This window comes from Streptomyces sp. NPDC028331 (genome assembly GCF_055565775.1).
Genome location: NZ_JBVHTR010000011.1, coordinates 217,619 through 235,570 on the forward strand (window position 1 = coordinate 217,619; position 17,952 = coordinate 235,570).

Here is a 17,952-nt window from a genome sequence, read left to right on the forward strand (position 1 = left end):
GCCGGCGGGCGGTGACCGATGGAGGCGGGCGAGACGCAGCGATGCTCCGGGAGGCTCCGCAGCCTTGCCCACAGCCGGAAGGAGGGATCCTCGTGGGATCAGCGCCGGAGACCCTGCACCGGGCCGAGCTGACGGAGGAACAGACGCGTGACACCGAACGCGAGTGGTTCCTCGACGCCGACACCGGGGAGCTGAAGCCGGAGGGGGAGCAAACCGACCCCGACCGGGAGGACCGGCCAGGCCCGGTTCGGGTGGCCCGCTGGACGTTCGATTGACCGAGCCCTCCGAGGACCGCGTCTGGGCGCGCCACCGTCGGCGCACGGGGGCGGTGCTGATCGTCGGTGCGGGAGCGGTCGGCGGATTCCTCGCGGAGGAGCTGGCGCGGATCGGGTTCAGCCCGCTCCGGCTGGTCGATCCCGACACGCTCGCGGTGGAGAACCTGATTCGTCACCCGCTCGGTGCTCCCGCGCTGGGCCGTCCCAAGGCACCCGCGCTGGCCGGGAAGATCCGCCGCGACTTCCCCTCCTGTGACGCCGTCGGGCATCACGTGGACTTCCTGGAACTGCCCGCGGACCGGCAGCGGTCGCTGGTGGCCGGCGCGGACGTGGTGGTCGCGGCGACCGACTCGGCCACGTGCCAGCGCCACGTCAACCGCGTGGCCCTCGCCGTGGGCAGGCCCGCGGTGTATCCGGCGGTCTGGGTGGATCCCAGGATCCGTGACGCCGAGGTCGGCGAGATCCTGTGGGTGCTTCCCGGCAGGCGCACACCCTGCTACGAGTGCGCGGCGGCGTTCCGGCAGACGACGGCCGACACCCAGGCCGCGCGCGGTGCTCGGGTGGACATCCAGCTCGTCGCCCTGGCCACGGCCCAGGTGGTGACCGCGTTGGCGCACCCCGACGACGACCGCTCGGCGATCCTCGATCCTCAGCGCACGGCCATCTACCTCCACGGACTCACGCCCACCTCGCCGGGCGTCCGTGCCACTTTCCCCACGCCGGGACTGAGCAGCCGCAACGTCAGGGTCCCTTTCCCCTCGCGCCCCTGCGCCGCCTGCCGCGGCTGGCGTCACGTGGCGACCACCCCGGCATCGGCCACCGCGGGATCGCACGATCGGCCCGGCGATGACCGGGGGCGCGGCTGGCCCGTCTTCGCGGCCATCGTGTTGGCCATCCTCGTCCTGTTCATCGTCTCGATCGCCCGCGGTGCGCATACGTAGGGCCGCTGACGTCGCGACGGCCGGCGCATCGCCTCGCACCGCGCGGCCGGCTCGGAGTCCGAGCGTGCGGGGAGCGGACGCCCTGCCCCGTCCGGGCGGGCCCGTACGGAGCGCGTGAGCGAGCGACTGCAGGCGGACGACGACAGCCGGTGCAGGGCGGCGTCGACGTCTTCGCCGCGGGCCGGGCGGCCGGCGCCGTTCGGCCGAACGTGTCCGTGACCTGATCGCACGTCATCGGCCGCCTGATCAGGGGCCATGCGGCGATGTCGGAACGTGGGTCAATGCGCAGAGTAGTCGTTCGGTTGCACAATGCGACAAACTCTTTCACGGTGGGCTCAGGATCCGACGTCCATCGAAAGGAACACCCATGTCTGGTCTGTCCATACGTCGTACCGCATGCACCGCGCTCTGCGCCGCCCTTCTGACCGCTGTCGCCGTCCCCGTCGCATCGGCGGCCGACTCGGCCCGCGAGCGCAGCCATGCGGCGTCCACCCACACATCCGTCGCTGACCCGGATGCGCTGCTGGCCCGGCTGGAGAGCCTTCGCGACCCCCGCCTGGCGCCGGTCACCGACCTGACGGCCGCCGTGTTGGGGGCCGGGGACGGCCGACTTCCCGCGGCGAAGGCCAGAATGCTCGGTGACGCCGCGCAGGACGCCCTCGCCCGGCTCCGGGCGCAGCGGTCGGCGACCGCTGCCGCCGATCCGGCGGGCGATGCGCTGGCCGCCTTGCAGAAGGCGATCGACGACCTCGTGCATGCGATGGGCTCCGGCGACGCGGGCCAGGTGGCTGCCGCCGTCTCCGCCTTCGTGGCCGCCCTGAACCATTACATCGAGACGGTGCTCAACGGCAGCGGCCTGCCCACGCCCACTCCGACACCCACACCGACGCCGATCCCGACCCCCACTCCGACGCCGATCCCGACCCCCACTCCGACGCCGATCCCGACCCCCACGCCGACGGTGACCGTGCCCCCGCCGCCGGCGTCCGCGTCGGCCTCCTAGGTCATCACGTCCCGGACCCGCTGACGGGCGGCTTGCGTCAGGCGACGTGAAGTGCCGTACCGTCTGTCTCCCGTCGTCGTGTCCGGCATCGTCTCCTCCAGCGGTTGTGCCGTCCGTCAGGGCCGGCACAACCGCTTCTCCCGTTCCGCGCGCATACGGCGCGCGCGGCTCGGACGGCATCCCGTCCGGAAAAGATCGGGGCGGACAACCGGGTCCGGCCGGCACGTCCCCGTTCCGGCCGTCGTCGCGCGGCCCGGCGTGTTCATGTGGTGGCGTCGGGCTTGTTCCATTGGGCCCTGGACGGGCCCGTATTGTTTGTTTATGCGCTGGAACCGCCCGCGCTGGTCGCGCGTCTCCAGGCGGCAGAGACATCTGTGCCGGAGCCCGCCCTCCGTGAGCAGGCTGCCCAAAGGGGTTCGAGTTGAGACCTTCGATTTCCTCCACCCGCCGTACCACGACCGCCCTCGCAGCCGTTTCCGCGGCGGCCCTCGCCCTGCTCACCGGCTGTTCGTCGAGCAACTCGGCGAGCCTGAACGGAGCCGGCCGTTCCCACGGGGCCGTGACGACCACCCCGGCCGGCGCCGCGACGCCGTCGCCCGTACCGACCTCCGCCCCCTCCGGGACGCCCGACGCCGCCCCCTCGCGGACGTCCGACGCGGCACCGTCCGGGACGCCCGCCGGCGCGTCCGCCCGCGGCTGCCGGTCCCTCACGGTGTCGGCCGCCGTGAAGGCCGAGGTCACCGCCGCCTATGGGCGCCAGAACAAGCCTCCGCTGGTCCACATCAAGCCCCGCACCGGCACCTTCTACTACGGCATGTGCGACGGCGCCGGGTACGCCGCCGCGGAGTTCGAGCCGACCGCCGACGCCACCTACGCGGAGAAGGTCGCCGGCCAGGACGACGGCAGCGCGATGAAGTACTTCTCCCGTTCGGGGAACGGAAACTGGACCCTCGTCGCGAGCGACGGCCTGCCCAGGGACCCGCGCGGCTGCGCCGCCATCCCGCAGATCCCGGCACGCCTGGCCGCACTGTGGGGCGACTGCCTGGCGGTGCCGTAGGGAATCAACACCCCTGGCCGGCGGCCGGACCGCCGCCGTGGTGCGCAGCGCTCAGCGTCCCGGCCTCCCGTGGACGCTGCGGGCCGGCCCGGCGACCCGCCGGACGACCGGCCCTGGATGCGCCGGACCCGCCTCGTCAGAAGCCGGTGGACCGGCGGCCATGCCGCCGGCCGCGCACCGTGCCCGCCCGCTCATCCGGTCCGTTCGGTCCGTTCGACGACCGCGTCACATGGCGGATCGTCAGTTACCGGAGCGTGCCGTGGCGTACGGCGTCCACGGCGCCACCCTGTCACCCCAACCGTGTGCTCCCGCCCCATTGTGCCGCGCCGCGCGCCCCCTTACTGTTCGACTTTGCCTGAGTCTGTTTGAAGTTGATTGCTCAGGCGGTATGGAGGCCGCAGTGCGGAGTAATCGGATCGGTTCAGAGGTTGCGAGACCCGGCCGCCGTCGGTGGTGGCGGGCGGCCCTCGCGACAGCCGCGACCATCGCCCTGTCCACCGGCATGATCGCGCCCGCCGCCGCGCAGGACGCCGACGGGCAGGCGCCCGCCGCCGCGCCCGCCGCCGGCCCGGGGGCGCACACGGTGAGTCTCGACGGCTACTCGTTCCTCGTCGACGGCAAGCGCACCTACCTGTGGTCCGGCGAGTTCCACTACTTCCGGCTCCCGAGTCCGGATCTGTGGCGCGACATCTTCCAGAAGATGAAAGCCGCCGGATTCAACGCCACCTCGCTGTACTTCGACTGGGGATACCACTCGCCGAAGCCGGGTGTGTACGACTTCAGCGGGGTGCGTGACGTCGACAAGCTGCTCGACATGGCCCAGGAGGCCGGGCTCTACGTGATCGCGCGCCCGGCGCCGTACATCAACGCGGAGGTCGACAGCGGCGGCCTGCCCGGCTGGATGACCACCAAGGCCGGGCGCAACCGCAGTGACGACCCGCAGTTCCTCAAGTACGCGGACGAGTGGCTGACCCGGATCGACCGGATCATCGCCCGCCACCAGCTGACCAACGGCACCGGGTCGGTCATCGCCTACCAGGTCGAGAACGAGTACTACAACGGCTCGGCCGCGGGCCGCTCCTACATGCAGCACCTGGAGGACAAGGCCCGCGCCGACGGCATCACGGTGCCGCTGACCGGCAACAACAACGGCACCTTCAACTCCGGTGCGGCCGCCCTGGACGTCGACGGCCCCGACTCCTACCCGCAGGGGTTCAACTGCTCCAACCCCTCGAAGTGGAACGGCGTCCCCGACATCAGCTACGACCACCCGGCCGGCAAGCCGCTGTACTCGCCCGAGTTCCAGGGCGGCGCCTTCGACCCCTGGGGCGGGCCGGGCTACGACAAGTGCGCCCAGCTGATCAACGACCAGTTCGCCAACGTGTTCTACAAGCAGAACATAGCCGTCGGCGCGACCGCGCAGAGCTTCTACATGACCTACGGCGGCACCAACTGGGGCTGGCTGGGCATGCCGGAGAACTACACGTCCTACGACTACGGCGCCGCGATCCGCGAGAACCGCCAACTGGACCCGAAGTACTACGAGGACAAGCTGATCGGGTACTTCACGCAGTCGGTCGCCCCGCTGACCAAGACCGAGTCGATCAAGGCCACGCCGCCGGACGACTCCGCGGTCGTCGACACCGCCCGGATGAACCCCGACACCAAGACGCAGTTCCACGTCCTCCGGCACGGGAACTCCACGTCCACGGCGGTCGACAAGACCCACATCTCGCTGGACTTCAACGCGCAGCCGTCCGCGGACACCACCTACACCTGGGACGACCCCGACTCCGCGCTGCAGTACACCGGTTCGTGGTCGCACGTGGCCGATCAGAGCTACACGGGCGGGGACTACAAGCACACCGAGTCGTTCTCCAACAAGGCCGGTGACTCGGTCACCGTCCCCTTCGACGGCACCGCGATCCGCTGGATCGGCTCGAAGACCGACAACCACGGCTACGCCGACGTCTACCTCGACGGCACCAAGGTGGCGACGGTCGACGACTCCGGCGGCGAGAACCAGGCGGTGATCTTCCAGAAGGCCGGCCTGACGCCCGGCGCGCACACGCTGAAGATCGTCGTCGACGGGACCCACAGCTCGGGCTCCACGGACAACTACGTGTCCATCGACGCCATCGACGTGCCGACGGCCGCCACCGCGACACCGACCTACCCGGTCGTGCCCCAGCAGCCGGGTACCGCGATCACACTCGACGGACGCGACTCGCACGTGATCGTGGCGAACTACCGGCTCGGCGACGCGCAGTTGCAGTACTCGACGTCGGAGATCATGACCAACGCGACGATCGGGAACCGGGACGTCGCCGTGCTCTACGGCGACCCCGGGAGCGACGGCGAGACCGTCCTTCGCTACTCCTCCAAGCCCACCGTGGTCACCGGCGACGGCTCGGCCACGACCACCTGGGACGCGGCCACCGGTGACCTGCGGCTGAACTACACGCACAAGGGCCTGATCCGCATCAGCGTCAGCGGCGGCGGGAAGCGCCCCCTGCTGCTGCTCGTCGGCGACAAGGCCACCGCGGAGACGTTCTGGCGCCAGGACACGGCGACCGGCCCGGTGCTCGTGCGCGGCACCCATCTGCTGCGGACGGCGACCAGCCTGGACGGCGGCCAGACCCTGGCGCTCACCGGCGACAACGCCGACGACAAGAACATCGAGGTGTTCACCGCCGCCGACCACGTCACGTGGAACGGCCACGCCCTGCCCACCCGGGCCACCGACACAGGGAGCCTCACCGGACAGATCCCCGTCGCGGCCCCGGTACGCCTGCCGGAGCTGACGAACTGGAAACACGCCGAGGAGTCCCCCGAAGCAGCCCCCGGTTTCGACGACTCCGGCTGGCAGGTGGCCGACAGGACCACCACCAACAGCGTCTCCGGCGTCAACGCGCTGCCGGTGCTCTACGCGGACGACTACGGGTTCCACACCGGCAACACCTGGTACCGCGGCCGCTTCCGTGCCACGGGCAAGGAGACGGGCATCCACCTGGTCTCGGACTCCGGCGGAAAGGCGCAGGCCTTCTCCGCCTGGCTCAACGGCACCTTCCTGGGCAGCTCCACCACGGGCAGCGCCGACTTCACCTTCCCGGCAGGCTCGGTGAAGTCGAAGGGTGACAACATCGTCTCCGTGCTCACCGTGAACATGGGGCACGAGGAGGACTACAACTCGACCAACGGCAACAAGACCGCGCGCGGCCTGACCAGCGCCTCCCTCGTCGGAGCGCCGCTGACCCCCGTCACCTGGCGGCTGCAGGGCGTCCGGGGCGGCGAGGACCTGCAGGACACGGTCCGCGGCCCGCTGTCGACGGGCGGCCTGTACGGCGAACGGGCCGGCTGGTCCCTGCCGGGCTACCCGGACGGCGACTGGAAGCGGGTGTCCCTGCCGACGACCGACACCCGTCCCGGTGTGTCCTGGTACCGCACCGACGTCACCCTGGACCTGCCGCGCGGTCAGGACACCTCGCTGGGGCTGACGTTCACCGACGACCCGTCACGCAAGTACCGTGCCACGATCTTCGTGAACGGCTGGCAGATGGGCAACTACGTCAACTACCTCGGCCCGCAGAGCACCTTCCCGGTCCCCAACGGGATCCTGAACCCGAACGGCCGGAACAGCATCGCCATCGCCGTGTGGAACCTGGACGGCAGCACCGGCGGGCTCGGTAAGGTCTCCCTCACCGACTACGGAAGCTACGCCTCGTCCCTGCGCGTCGCGCAGAACGCCAGCCCCCGCTACAACCCCCGCACGTACGCGATGCCGAAGCGTCCGGGAGCGGATGTGACCCTGGACGTGCCCCACACGGCTCAGTCAGGACAGGCCTTCACGGCCGAGGCGACGGTGCGGGTACCGAGGGACAAACCGTCCGCCTCCGGGCTGACGGCCTCGCTCTCCGCTCCCGACGGCTGGAGCGTGAGTGCCACGAGCCCCACGTCCGTGGGGCGCCTGAACCCGGGCGGATCCGCCACCTTCACCTGGAAGGTGCAGCCGCCGGCCGGGGAACTGCCCTCCGCCTCGGCGCTCACCGCGACGGTGCGCTACCGGCAGGACGGACGGCAGGCGGCCGTCGGTGACGAGCGCATCGTCGGCGGTATCCCGCCGGCTCCGCCGGCCGGGGACAGCGCCGTGAGCGACCTGCCGTTCCTGTCGTCCACCAACGGGTGGGGTCCGGTGGAGCGCGACAGCAGCGTCGGCGAACAGGCGGCCGGGGACGGCCGTCCGATCAGCATCGCCGGTGTCCGCTACCCGAAGGGCCTCGGCACCAACTCCGTCAGTGACGTCGAGCTCTACCTCGCCGGAAAGTGCTCGCGCATGACGGCGTACGTCGGTGTCGACGACGAGACCGGTGGCGCGGGAACGGTGACGTTCTCCGTGATCGCCGACGGCAAGACCCTGGTGACCACGCCGACGATCCGGGGCAAGCAGGCGGCGGTGCCGATCGACGTCGATGTCAGCGGCGCGCAGGTGGTCGACCTGAAGGTCGGTGACGCCGGCGACGGCAACGGCAACGACCACGGCGACTGGGCCGTGCCGACGCTGACCTGCGGCTAGACGGACGTCTGGCGGACGCCTGCGACAGCGGGGCTGGATCTGCTGTCGCAGGCGTCCGCCGTTCGAGCGTCAACGCGTTGGGCTTCCCGCCGGTGCTCGGCGCGTCGACGCCCTGGATCCGCCGGTCACGCCCGAGAGTGACGAGACCGACGGCCCCGACGAGACCGAAGCGGTGCCGACGACGGTCCGGCCGCCGATCGCAGACGACTCGTCGGGCATCGCCGACCCGAGGATGCGACAGACTTCCCCCGCCCCGCCCCGCACCGACCCCCGCCGGCCGCGGTACAGGTGTCCCCGGTGTCGTCCGCGCCCGACGCGCTGGAGCAGCGACGCGTTGTCCACCGGCGTCACTCGGCCGGCACCGGGACGTGGCCGCTCCCAGCCCGGGCAGCGTCTCCGCCTGATGCCTGCCTGCCGTCCGCGCCGACTCGCGAGCTCCGCCGCCCGCCCGCCCCGAGGAGCGTGGCCGCCACGGATGCGCAGGCGACCGCGGCGATGCCGAGCCACTGCGGCCAGGCGAGCCGCTGGCCGAGAATGAGCAGTCCGAACAGGGCGCCGGCGGCGGGCTCCAGGCTCGTCAGCACGCTGAAGACGCGTGGCGGGATGCGGCGCAGTGCCTCCAGGTTGAGCGAGTACGGCAGCACACTGGACGCCACGGCCACCACAGTGGCGACCCACAGCACATGCGGGGCCAGCAGCGCACTCGCGGCGTGGGCGATGCCGTACGGCGCACTGAGCAGCGCGGCCCACAGGACCGCGAGCGCCAGGCCCTGCCCGCCGCTGATGCGCCGGGCCATGCGGGAGGAGACGAGGATGTAGCCCGCCCAGCAGCACGCCGCCAGCGCGGCCAGCGCGAGGCCGGTCGGGGCCAGGGGGACGCCGCCCCCGCTGAGCAGCAGGACACCGCCGGCCGCCAGGCATGCGGGCAGCAGGTCGACCACCCGTCGTGATCCGGCCAGGGCGATGACGAACGGGCCGAGGAACTCGATCGTGGCCACGGCCCCCAGGGGGATGTGCTTCACGGCCTCGTAGAAGGTGAGGTGGTGCGCCGCCAGCAGCGCGCCGGCGCCGATCACCGTGCCCCGGGCGCCCTTCACCGAGCTGGACGCATGCCGCCGCGGGCGCCACACCAGGCACAGAAGTACGCCTGCGATCAGCAACCGGAGAAATACGACGCCCGCGGCACCCACCTGCGGGTACACCCGTGGTGCAAAAGCCGCGCCGAACTGGATTCCGAACACCCCGCCCAGCACCAGCCCAGGTGCGGGCATCTTGCCCACGACCCCCGTGTACACGCGGGTCATGCCGCCCTTGCTCATCACCGGCTCACGTTCCTGTTCTCGGGACGGTGCGCGCTCAGTCGGCCATCCGCAGCAGCAACTTGCCGGTCGACGTACGCCCGCCCATCAGCCGGTGTGCCTCCGCCGCCTCCGACAGCGCGAACTCCGCGGTGATCGGCAGCCTCACCGTGCCGTCGGTGACCGTACGGAACGCGCGTTCGGCCAGCGAGCGCAGCGCCTCGGGCGCCGACTGCGCGAGCGCCAGGAGGGAGAAGCCCGCGACGGAACGGCCCCGCGGGTACAGCTCGGGCTGGCCGACGTGCCAAGGCTCTGCCGCGCTCGCGTTGCCGAAGGACACCAGCCGTCCGAAGACGGCCAGCGCGTCCAGGCCGCGGCGCAGGGTGGCGCCGCCCACCGGGTCGAGCACCAGGTCGACACCCCTGCCGCCGGTGGCGCGGCGGACGTCGTCGGAGAAGGCGTCGCTGGTGAACACCTCGTCGTAACCGTGCTCGAGGGCGTGCCCGGCCTTGTCCGCGGACGAGACCACGCCGTAGACCGCACCGGCGCCCGCCGCCCGGGCCAGTTGCCCGGCCACCGTGCCGATGCCGCCCGCCGCGCCGTGCACCAGCACGCTCTCCCCGGCGCGCAGGCGCCCCACCTCGTGCAGCAGGGCGTGCGCCGTCGGCAGCACAGTGGGCAGTGCGGCCGCGGTCCGCAGGTCCAGGCCCTCGGGGAGCGGGAAGACGGTGGCCGTCTCGGCGACCACGACCTCCGCGTACGCGCCGCTGTGAACGAGCGCGACGACCTCCTGCCCCGGACGCAGTCCCTCGACGCCGTCGCCGACGGCCCGGATGCGTCCGGAGACCTCCAGGCCGGGGCGGAAGGGCAGCGATTCCACGCGGTACCCCTCGGCGCGCGCCTTGAGGTCCGCGAAGTTCACACCGGCATAGGCGGCGTCGACGGTCACCTGGCCCGGCCCCGGCTCGGGGACGGCGGCCCGCACGACCTTCAGCACCTCGGGACCGCCGTACTCCTGGAACTCGACTGCGCGCATGAGCGGCCCCGTCCTTGTGCAGAGTGTTCAATGGAAAGCGAACACCGGCACCGTAAGATATTCATCGAACACTCTGCAAGCGTCGAGAACACTCCGCGGGCTTCGCGACGAGGACGCACTGGGTGAGGAGAGGGGCATGTCGAACCAGGCCGCGGGCGGCAGTCACCGGGCGGCGCCCGTACACACGGATCCCGAGGACGTTTCTGTCCTGACCGCGCTGTCCGCGGTCGCCGACCCGGTGCGCATCCAGCTGATCCGCGAGCTGGCGGGCTCGGCCGACTGGACCCGTAGCTGCGGCAGCTTCGACGTGCCCGTGGGCAAAGCCGCGCTCAGCCACCACTTCTCGGTCCTGCGCGGCGCCGGCCTGGTGGAACAGCGGGACGAGGGGCCCCGGCGGGTCAACCGACTGCGCCGCGAGGAGTTCGACGCACGCTTCCCCGGGCTGCTCGACATCGTCCTCCGCGCCGACGGCGCGGACTGAGCAGCCGGCCTGACGCCGGCCGCGGTCGCCGTCCCCTCGATGGTCGTGGCCAGGCCACGGCGTCGGGCTCCCTGTCCTCGGCGCCTGAGGCATCGATCATGTCCGGACGGCCGCGGCACACCGCAGCGGGAACACGCCCTCGCCGAGCCGTGCTCCGGCCGCCGCGATCACGGATGGAACCTCCACTGCCCTTCGGAGACGACGTCCACCTTGTCGTCCGTGACGCGAAGAGCCGTGTCGTCGTCGATGAAGTAGATCGGGAAGTCCGCCCGCGTGACGATGCGATCAGCCCAGGCGTCGTCCCGCTCCGGGAAGTCCGGAGAGTACAGGTGCGGCTTCAGGTACCAGTCGAAGACACCGAACGGCGGCTTCACGGTCGTCGCGCCGAGCGCGTGCAGGTCTGCCGCGTCCCCGATGACGTCGGCGGAGTGTTCGGTGAGGTTCCGGCTGAAGATCATCGATCCGGCGCTCACGCCCACGTAGACCCGGCTCTCCAGCGCTTCGAGGAAGCCGTCGGCCAGGTCGTTGCCGGTGATGCTGCGCGCGAGGTGGTAGTGGTTGCCGCCCTCGACATAGACGACGTCGGCGTGCAGCAGCCGGTCGAGGACCGTCTGCCGGGGCAGGCCGTTCAGCTCGAGGATGTCGAACTCGCGCCAGCCGAGGCCGTGCAGCCGGTTCATGTCCGCGACGAACCAACCGTGGTCTCCGGGCTCGGCGACGGACGCCGTGGGAACGAACACGACGTTCGCCGACTCGAACGGCTTTCCCAGCATGTCCCGCAACGCATCCCGCAATGTCTCGTTGCGCAAGCCGCTCGACGTCAACAGAAGCTTCATCAGGCGAGCCGTCCCTTCATCGCAGTCGCGGCGATCGCGGTCGCCGCCAGGATTGCACCGGCCGTTGCGAACGCGGCCTGCACGGCGCTGCCCGGGGCGCCGTCCCCGGCGAGGCAGACGCCCCCGACCACCGCGACGCCGAGGGTACCGCCTAACTGCTGAACGGCGTTGAGCAGCCCGGCCGCCGAGCCGGTCTCCTGCGGGCCCACGCCGCGCAGCGCGGTGGTGAAGACTTGTCCGGCAGCGGAACGATGCTGGTGTCGGTGACTTTCCTTGACGCCTCAACAGGCATGGGGGGACAGTGGTGGCCTTCTGACGCGTGGCCAGAAAGCCGGGCCCCGTCGGGATGTGAGGTCATCCGGCGAGTCGCCGGACGGGCTCGGTACAGGGGGGGAGTCACCTTTTCCGCGGACGCCGAGGTGTACCGGCTGCCGGCCGAGCGGAACTCCCCGACCTACGAGCCCTGGCATGCCCACTGGACCCTGTGACCGGGCGGCCGCCACCGCCCCGAGCGGCCTCTACCGGCCGTTGCCGGTATCCCCGCGGTCGTCCTGCCCGGAAACGGGTGAGCTGGGGTTTCATGGGCACCCGGATGTCGAGGCGACGCTTCCGCGGAGCCGGATCTCTTCGAAAACCTCAGGAGGTGTCCGCCGCCGTGCCGACCAGGACACCTGCCGCGGGCCGCGGCGCCCGGGGCGCCGAGTTGCGTGACATCGCCCGCGAGACGTTCGGCTGGGCGGATCTCGGCGACGAGCAGCTTGCGGCGATGGAGGCGCTGTGCGCGGGACGGGACGTCCTGGTGGTCATGCCCACCGGCGCCGGCAAATCGGCGATCTACCAGGTGCCGACGGTGTGGTTGAAGGGACCGGCCGTGGTCGTCTCGCCCCTGATCGCCCTGCAACGCGACCAGGTCGCGGGGCTGCGGGACAGTGCCGCGCCTGACGCCGTCGAGGTGAACTCCGCCCAGCCGGAGTCGGCCACCGACGAGGCCTGGCGGGCAGCGAGCGAGGGAGAGGCCGAGTACCTGTTCCTTTCCCCGGAGCAACTGGCGAAGGACGGCGTCGTGGACCGGTTGCGCCGTCTGACGCCGTCACTGTTCGTCGTGGACGAGGCGCACTGCGTCTCGGACTGGGGACACGACTTCCGCCCTGATTACCTGCGGCTCGGCGAGATCGCCGAGAGACTGGGACGTCCGCCCGTACTGGGACTGACGGCGACCGCCGCCGCGCCCGTCCGGGCGGACATCGTCGAGTACCTCCGCATGCGCGATCCCCTGGTGATATCCACGGGTTCCGACCGCCCCAACATCCACCTCGCCGTGCAGACCTTCCCCGACGACGCGGACAAGCGAAAAGCGGTGGTGGACTGGACCGCGGACGCCGCGACGCAGGGCATCCTCTACACCGCCACCCGCAAGGACTCCGTCACCTATGCGACGGCACTGCGCGACAGGGGAGTGGACGCGGAGCCGTACCATGCCGGAATGTCGGCGGCCGACCGCCGCCGGGTGCACGACGGCTTCATGAAGGGCAGCCCCCGCGTGGTGGCGGCCACCTCCGCCTTCGGGATGGGCATCGACAAGCCGGACGTCCGCTTCGTGGCACACGCCTCGCCGCCGGACTCCCTGGACACCTACTACCAGCAGATCGGCCGGGCCGGGCGGGACGGTGAACCGGCCCGAGCCGTGCTGTTCTACCGCTCCCAGGACCTCGGACTGCAGAAGTTCCTGACCGCCAGGACCCTGGACACCGAAGGCCTCGAGCGAGTGATGTCGTTCCTGCTCGACCAGAAAGGCCCGGTCACCCGCCGCCTCCTGGCCCAGCGGTGCGGCCTCTCCCGTCAGAAGACCACCGATCTGGTCAACCTGCTCGAGAAGGCCGGAGCCGTCACCACCGGAGGCGGACGCCGACCGGTGCGCGCACTGCCCGGCCGCACCCCCGCCGAGGCCGCAGGACCGGCCGCGGAGGAGTTCGACAGGCAGCGCCGCATGGACCGGTCCCGTATCGAGATGATGCGCGGCTATGCGGAGACCCTCTCCTGCCGCCGCCAGTACCTGCTGGGCTATTTCGGCGAGCAGCTCGACGAGCCGTGCGGGCGATGCGACGTCTGCGACAGCGCCGGACCGCAGCAGCCGGAACCGGCGGAAGCGGCCGCACCGGGGGCGGGCACCGTTCCGTACGCCTCGAACGACCGGGTCCGGCACGCCGAGTGGGGGCCCGGCACGGTCATGCACACCGAGGGGGACCGGATCGTCGTGCTGTTCGAGCAGGTCGGATACAAGACGCTCTCCCTGCGAGCCGTCGAAGAACACGGCCTGCTCGCTGCCGACGTACGGTGACCGGGCCACTTCTCGGCGCCGGGCTGAGGAGCCGGTCACATCCCCGCGCCGGCTAGTGCTGTGACCGGAAAGGTTCACCGGCTCGCGACGCCCGGCACGGCACCTCGCCGCGTTGTCGCATCACCCGAGTACATCCAGTACGCGGGCGATGCTCCGCCTTGCGATGTACCGCACCGGACGCCGCGAGCTTCCCGGCAAACCTTTCCGGTCACAGCACTAGAGGGCGGTCTGGGAGGCGGCGGCGTCGGGGCGCAGGTCGTCGAGGCCGAGCCGGCGTGCCGGGGCGTCGGGCAGGATCAGCCGGCGGGTGGTGCGCAGGTCGGGGCCGACATGGAGAAGTTCGCCGGGCTGCATCTCGCGCCAGTGGGGGTTGTCGTCCATGCGTTCGCTGGCGACGACGACGGCGCGGTGGGTGGCCAGGTGTTCGGAGTGGATGCGCATGCGGCCGTGGCTGCCGCTGTGATCGAGATGCCGGTTGCCGTGCTGGCCGCCCCCCTGACGCTCGAGGACGTACAGACCATGGGTGTCCGGGTAGCGCAGCGCCCACAGCTCGTCGCAGGTGATGAGGACCAGGTTCAGGGCGTAGACGGGCAGGTTCCCGGCGACCCAGCGGGCGGCCTGCTCGATACCCGCGAAGACGTCACCGTCGTGCTTGCGCGTCTCCCGGGTGATCAGGGCGAAGAACCGCTCGGAATCGGTGTCGCCCCGGACCAGCGACCGGTCCTCGCCGAGATGGTCATCGAGCTTGTCCAGCCCCTCGATGACACCGTTGTGCGCGAAGATCCGCCCGTCCTGCTCGAAGGGATGGGTGTTGCGCACGTCCAGGCTGCCGGTGGACGCGAAGCGCACATGGGCCAGGAAGGTTACCGATTCCTTCTGCCGGGCCTCCTGGGCGAAGGCCCGGTCCTGGTACGCCGCGATGGGTGCCTTGTCGACGTGCGGGGTGCCGTCGGAGGCGAAGTACCCCAGGCCGGTGCCGTCCGGGTCGCGGTGGCTCTGCCGGCTGAGACTGTCGGGGGCGTCCAGCAGCCAGAAGGTGGCGTGGGCGCGCCGCGGAGCGCAGCTGAGACCGAACAGGCGGCACATGGGTTCCTCCTCGAAACGGCGGACGGGCGGCCCGCCGCCGGTGTCGGGCGGTCGGCGTGCGGGCTCGGGAACCGTGGACCGTGGTCAGCGACGGCCCGGGCGGCGAGGGTTCCTGGTCACCGCCCGGTGGGCGAAGCCACCGGCGTCTTCGGCGTCGCGGTGCGGCTCACCCTGCTTGTCCAGCCGAGGCAGGACGCGGCGCGGGTCCTCCAGCAGCAGGTCGGCCGGGTCCCGGCTCTCGCCGCGTTGATCACGCTCCGTCATACGCCGCTCGCCCCTCTCTGTACTGGTAGGCGTCGCTCTGTCGGGGATTCCCCCTGCCGAAGCAGCGAACCGGCGAACCGGAATCAGCCATCCGTATGCGGAGTGATCGATGCCTCCTTCGGCGGTCGTGCCGCCGCAGCGCGAACGGTCTGGGCGACGTGTGGGACGTCGAGCTGCAAGGTGGCCCGTGCCCACGGCGGCGACCGGCCGCTCGACCGCGCGGGCCACGGCGAGGGCGCCGAGGCCGGCGGGTCGGGCCGTGCGCGAACCTAGAGGTGCGACGCCAAGGCGGCGTAGACCCTGCGCCAGGCGTCCGCGCCGGCCTGCGGATCGTAGTCGGCCGGGCGGTCTGTGCAGGCGAAACCGTGCCGGGCGCCAGGGTAGGTCACCAGTTCGTGCGGCACCTTCGCCTCGGTGAGTCGCTGCTCCGCCTGCTCCCACTCCTCGGCCGGGATGATGTGGTCCAGTTCGCCGCGAAAGCCCAGCAGGAAGGCGCCGCCCGCAGCGATCTGCTCGCTGGTCTCCAAGGGGGGCACCGGGCCGACCAGCGGGAAGCCACTGTTCAGCAGCCAACCCGGGTAGAAGACCGCCGCCAGCTCGAACCGGAGCTCGGTCGCGGCCCGCACCGCGATGTGCCCGCCCATACTCAGCCCGAGGAACGCCACGCCCCGCTCCCCGGCTTCCGCGCGCGCCGCCGCCAGCGCCGCCGACGCATCGGCCACCAACTCGTCCCGGTCCAGAGCGCGCATCAGCACCAGGCCTTCCTCGCGTTCCTCGGCAGAGTATCCGAGCTCGGTGCGGCGAGCGTTGCGCCAGTAGTAGTCCGGCGCCAGCGCGACGTAGCCGGCCGCCGCCAACTCTGCGCAGGTTTCGCGGACGTAGGCGTTGACTCCGTACAACTCGGAGCAGACCACCACGGCGCCGCGCACATCACCCACCGGCCGGTGCACGTGGGCTTCGATGCCGCCCGCCTCGCCGAGTGTCTCCCACTGACCTGTCATCAGTCCCCCGTGCCTTCGATCGCGGAATGCGGACTCAACTCTACGCGCAGCCAAGGCCGTTCCCGAGGCGGGCGCAGCCGCGGACAAGTACCGGCGGGCACAGCCGCGGCTGCGCCCGCCCCGCTGACCGAGGGGACGCGCAAGGCTGAGCCAGACCCCTACGAAGAACTGATCCCGCCCTCACGTCGGCCGGTGCGCTGCGGGGGGCCACTCGACCTTGGCCCGCCCTTGAGCTGATCGGCGTAGCCACGCACTGTCCGGGCCGATGCCGTGCGATCGTGCACCGCAGTCGCGTCTGCGCCCTTCTGATCGACACGCCCGAGGCCGAAGCCGCTCATGCAGCTCGCCGCCGACCGCTACCCGCGGAATGTCACGGTGGTGATCACATGCCGTCGCCGCGGCGGCGTACCGTTCCCGCATGGAGCAGCGAGAGATCATGCAGCGGGTCGTCGGCATCCTCACCGAGGCGCTGGAGATGCGACGCCAAGCCCGCGAGCGGGATGACGGAGATGTGCCGCAGAGTGAAGCGGTCTCTGCGCTGCTGGAGGAAATGCTGCCCCGTATCCAGGTGCCTGCTGACGCGAGTGCCCGGGAGGTCGCGACCGCGGTGAGCCGAGCGCTCGGGCCGGCCATCGCGCACATCGCGTCGGCGTTCGCGCTCGCCTTCGTGCAACTCGCCGAGATCCACGACGAGGGACGTGCCGACGTCTCCGCCGGCGACGTGCTCCAGTCCATTTCCCTGCACTTCGAAACGGAGGCGGAGCAGTAGCAGCCGTCTCGTGATGTGCCATACGCGTTGCCATCACCGTGGGCCGCAATGAGCACAATGCATGCGACGGCGGCTGCGGGGACCGTCGTCAGCAACACCGTCACCGGAGCCGTCGCCCTCATCCTCGGCCTGGTGACGACGGCGATGGCGTCCCGCGAGCGAGTCCGACCCGACCGCAGCCGTACGGCCTCGAGCCTCGGGCCGCACGGCTGCCTGTGTTCCTCGTCGGACGTGCGCCGCCGGAGGGGCGCGATTCAGGCGCCGCCGACAGCCGGCGGCCCTGTCCTCGGATACCGAGGCAGAGCCCTCGCCGTGCGGTTGGTTGGGATCGGTTTGCTCCAGGCCACCGTCGACTGCTCAGCAACTCCGTCCGGCTGCACGGGCTCCGCCGGTGTCAGCACAAGGCGCCGGCTGCCTGCACATCGCCGAGCGCTCGACGCGCGATGTCACCGAAGTCGTCGCCGTCAGTCGTTTCGCTCCAGCGCTCATAGGCGATCCTCAAGGCGAGCGCGCCCAGTTCCGCGGCCACGCACGAGGTCAGGTCGGGAACGCCGCGCCGCTTGAGGGCGTCGGCCATCGATGCGGTGAGACCGATGCCTTTCAGCGCCTCACGTTCCCGCAGCTCCGGATGGGCGGCGATCACCGCACGCCTGCGGGCGCTGAATTCGCGGCGGGCGGGTGTGAACGCTTCCCTTCCGGCCGCGTCCAGGGCGTGAGCCACCGCTTCGAGCGGCGTGGCGGTTCCCGGCGCCTCGGCGATCCCTCGGGCGAGCAGTCCGGTCATCGTCTCCCCGCCGAAGAGCACTTCCCGCTTGTCCTGGAAGTGCCGGAAGAAGGTGCTCTTCGTCAGCCCCGCACGCTCAGCGATTTCGATCACCGTCGTGTGCTCATAGCCCCGCTCCTCGAACAGTTCGAGGGCGGCGACGACGAGTCGCTCTCGTGCGTTGGGCTGCCAGCGGGCCATGAGAACAGTCTACGGCACTTGGTCCCATCA

General features: G+C 71.2%; 16 protein-coding genes. 8 read left to right on the forward strand and 8 right to left on the reverse strand.

All coding sequences use genetic code 11. From position 1 onward, the window contains the following. The first annotated feature begins 92 nt into the window (after window positions 1-92). The 5 genes from ACZ4SW_RS18780 to ACZ4SW_RS18800 all read left to right on the forward strand — a co-directional run bounded on the left by ACZ4SW_RS18780 (window position 93) and on the right by ACZ4SW_RS18800 (window position 7,849). Complete coding sequence (locus tag ACZ4SW_RS18780) at window positions 93-275, forward strand: hypothetical protein (protein WP_468244305.1); 183 nt, start codon at window positions 93-95, stop codon at window positions 273-275. After that, on the forward strand, window positions 272-1,216 hold the full coding sequence (locus ACZ4SW_RS18785) for a ThiF family adenylyltransferase (RefSeq protein WP_468244308.1): 945 nt from the start codon (window positions 272-274) through the stop codon (window positions 1,214-1,216). Before ACZ4SW_RS18780 ends, ACZ4SW_RS18785 begins: the two co-directional genes overlap by 4 nt. A 367-nt stretch (window positions 1,217-1,583) precedes the next feature. Next, entirely contained in the window at window positions 1,584-2,219 is a 636-nt protein-coding gene (locus ACZ4SW_RS18790) for a hypothetical protein (protein ID WP_468244311.1), read from the forward strand. Between the two features lie 421 nt (window positions 2,220-2,640). Then, complete coding sequence (locus tag ACZ4SW_RS18795) at window positions 2,641-3,276, forward strand: hypothetical protein (protein WP_468244314.1); 636 nt, start codon at window positions 2,641-2,643, stop codon at window positions 3,274-3,276. A 400-nt stretch (window positions 3,277-3,676) separates the two neighbouring features. Continuing rightward, a complete protein-coding gene (locus tag ACZ4SW_RS18800; protein ID WP_468244317.1) occupies window positions 3,677-7,849 on the forward strand; it encodes a beta-galactosidase in 4,173 nt (1,390 codons plus the stop codon). 347 nt (window positions 7,850-8,196) lie between these two features. Here ACZ4SW_RS18800 and ACZ4SW_RS18805 read toward each other — a convergent pair whose 3' ends face one another. Continuing rightward, window positions 8,197-9,153: an EamA family transporter gene (locus ACZ4SW_RS18805; protein ID WP_468244320.1), complete on the reverse strand. Its 957-nt coding sequence runs from the start codon at window positions 9,151-9,153 to the stop codon at window positions 8,197-8,199. Window positions 9,154-9,205: 52 nt separating this feature from the next. Further along, complete coding sequence (locus ACZ4SW_RS18810) at window positions 9,206-10,183, reverse strand: quinone oxidoreductase family protein (protein ID WP_468244323.1); 978 nt, start codon at window positions 10,181-10,183, stop codon at window positions 9,206-9,208. Window positions 10,184-10,319: 136 nt separating this feature from the next. On the opposite strand from ACZ4SW_RS18810, the gene ACZ4SW_RS18815 reads away from it, so the two are divergent. Then, window positions 10,320-10,664, forward strand: a complete 345-nt coding sequence (locus ACZ4SW_RS18815) for an ArsR/SmtB family transcription factor (RefSeq protein ID WP_468244326.1) — start codon at window positions 10,320-10,322, stop codon at window positions 10,662-10,664. Between the two features lie 167 nt (window positions 10,665-10,831). Here ACZ4SW_RS18815 and ACZ4SW_RS18820 read toward each other — a convergent pair whose 3' ends face one another. Continuing rightward, complete coding sequence (locus ACZ4SW_RS18820) at window positions 10,832-11,500, reverse strand: Type 1 glutamine amidotransferase-like domain-containing protein (RefSeq protein ID WP_468244328.1); 669 nt, start codon at window positions 11,498-11,500, stop codon at window positions 10,832-10,834. Continuing rightward, window positions 11,500-11,709, reverse strand: a complete 210-nt coding sequence (locus ACZ4SW_RS18825) for a hypothetical protein (RefSeq protein WP_468244330.1) — start codon at window positions 11,707-11,709, stop codon at window positions 11,500-11,502. The genes ACZ4SW_RS18820 and ACZ4SW_RS18825 overlap by 1 nt, the downstream gene beginning before the upstream one ends. 446 nt (window positions 11,710-12,155) lie before the next feature. Between ACZ4SW_RS18825 and ACZ4SW_RS18830 the strand changes: the two genes are divergently transcribed. Further along, window positions 12,156-13,838: a RecQ family ATP-dependent DNA helicase gene (locus ACZ4SW_RS18830; RefSeq protein WP_468244332.1), complete on the forward strand. Its 1,683-nt coding sequence runs from the start codon at window positions 12,156-12,158 to the stop codon at window positions 13,836-13,838. Between the two features lie 216 nt (window positions 13,839-14,054). Here ACZ4SW_RS18830 and ACZ4SW_RS18835 read toward each other — a convergent pair whose 3' ends face one another. From ACZ4SW_RS18835 to ACZ4SW_RS18845, 3 genes are all read right to left on the reverse strand, one after another. Continuing rightward, the gene (locus ACZ4SW_RS18835) at window positions 14,055-14,924 is read right to left on the reverse strand and encodes a class II glutamine amidotransferase (RefSeq protein ID WP_468244334.1); all 870 of its coding nucleotides are present in this window, start codon (window positions 14,922-14,924) and stop codon (window positions 14,055-14,057) included. An 84-nt stretch (window positions 14,925-15,008) separates the two neighbouring features. Then, on the reverse strand, window positions 15,009-15,188 hold the full coding sequence (locus ACZ4SW_RS18840) for a hypothetical protein (RefSeq protein ID WP_468244337.1): 180 nt from the start codon (window positions 15,186-15,188) through the stop codon (window positions 15,009-15,011). Window positions 15,189-15,457: 269 nt separating this feature from the next. Continuing rightward, a complete protein-coding gene (locus ACZ4SW_RS18845; RefSeq protein ID WP_468244340.1) occupies window positions 15,458-16,189 on the reverse strand; it encodes a dienelactone hydrolase family protein in 732 nt (243 codons plus the stop codon). Between the two features lie 418 nt (window positions 16,190-16,607). On the opposite strand from ACZ4SW_RS18845, the gene ACZ4SW_RS18850 reads away from it, so the two are divergent. Beyond that, the gene (locus ACZ4SW_RS18850) at window positions 16,608-16,958 is read left to right on the forward strand and encodes a hypothetical protein (RefSeq protein WP_468244342.1); all 351 of its coding nucleotides are present in this window, start codon (window positions 16,608-16,610) and stop codon (window positions 16,956-16,958) included. 394 nt (window positions 16,959-17,352) lie between these two features. On the opposite strand, the gene ACZ4SW_RS18855 is transcribed toward ACZ4SW_RS18850, so the two are convergent. Beyond that, window positions 17,353-17,922 carry a TetR/AcrR family transcriptional regulator gene (locus ACZ4SW_RS18855; protein ID WP_468244345.1) on the reverse strand — a complete coding sequence of 190 codons (570 nt, stop codon included), beginning with the start codon at window positions 17,920-17,922 and terminating at the stop codon, window positions 17,353-17,355. Window positions 17,923-17,952 lie beyond the last annotated feature (30 nt).

Coding starts and splice junctions, on each gene's coding strand:
- ACZ4SW_RS18790 (WP_468244311.1), top strand. CDS start 1,584: ATGTCTGGTCTGTCCATACGTCGTACCGCATGCACCGCGCTCTGCGCC.
- ACZ4SW_RS18805 (WP_468244320.1), bottom strand. CDS start 9,153: ATGACCCGCGTGTACACGGGGGTCGTGGGCAAGATGCCCGCACCTGGG.
- ACZ4SW_RS18810 (WP_468244323.1), bottom strand. CDS start 10,183: ATGCGCGCAGTCGAGTTCCAGGAGTACGGCGGTCCCGAGGTGCTGAAG.
- ACZ4SW_RS18815 (WP_468244326.1), top strand. CDS start 10,320: ATGTCGAACCAGGCCGCGGGCGGCAGTCACCGGGCGGCGCCCGTACAC.
- ACZ4SW_RS18820 (WP_468244328.1), bottom strand. CDS start 11,500: ATGAAGCTTCTGTTGACGTCGAGCGGCTTGCGCAACGAGACATTGCGG.
- ACZ4SW_RS18835 (WP_468244334.1), bottom strand. CDS start 14,924: ATGTGCCGCCTGTTCGGTCTCAGCTGCGCTCCGCGGCGCGCCCACGCC.
- ACZ4SW_RS18840 (WP_468244337.1), bottom strand. CDS start 15,188: ATGACGGAGCGTGATCAACGCGGCGAGAGCCGGGACCCGGCCGACCTG.
- ACZ4SW_RS18845 (WP_468244340.1), bottom strand. CDS start 16,189: ATGACAGGTCAGTGGGAGACACTCGGCGAGGCGGGCGGCATCGAAGCC.
- ACZ4SW_RS18850 (WP_468244342.1), top strand. CDS start 16,608: ATGGAGCAGCGAGAGATCATGCAGCGGGTCGTCGGCATCCTCACCGAG.
- ACZ4SW_RS18855 (WP_468244345.1), bottom strand. CDS start 17,922: ATGGCCCGCTGGCAGCCCAACGCACGAGAGCGACTCGTCGTCGCCGCC.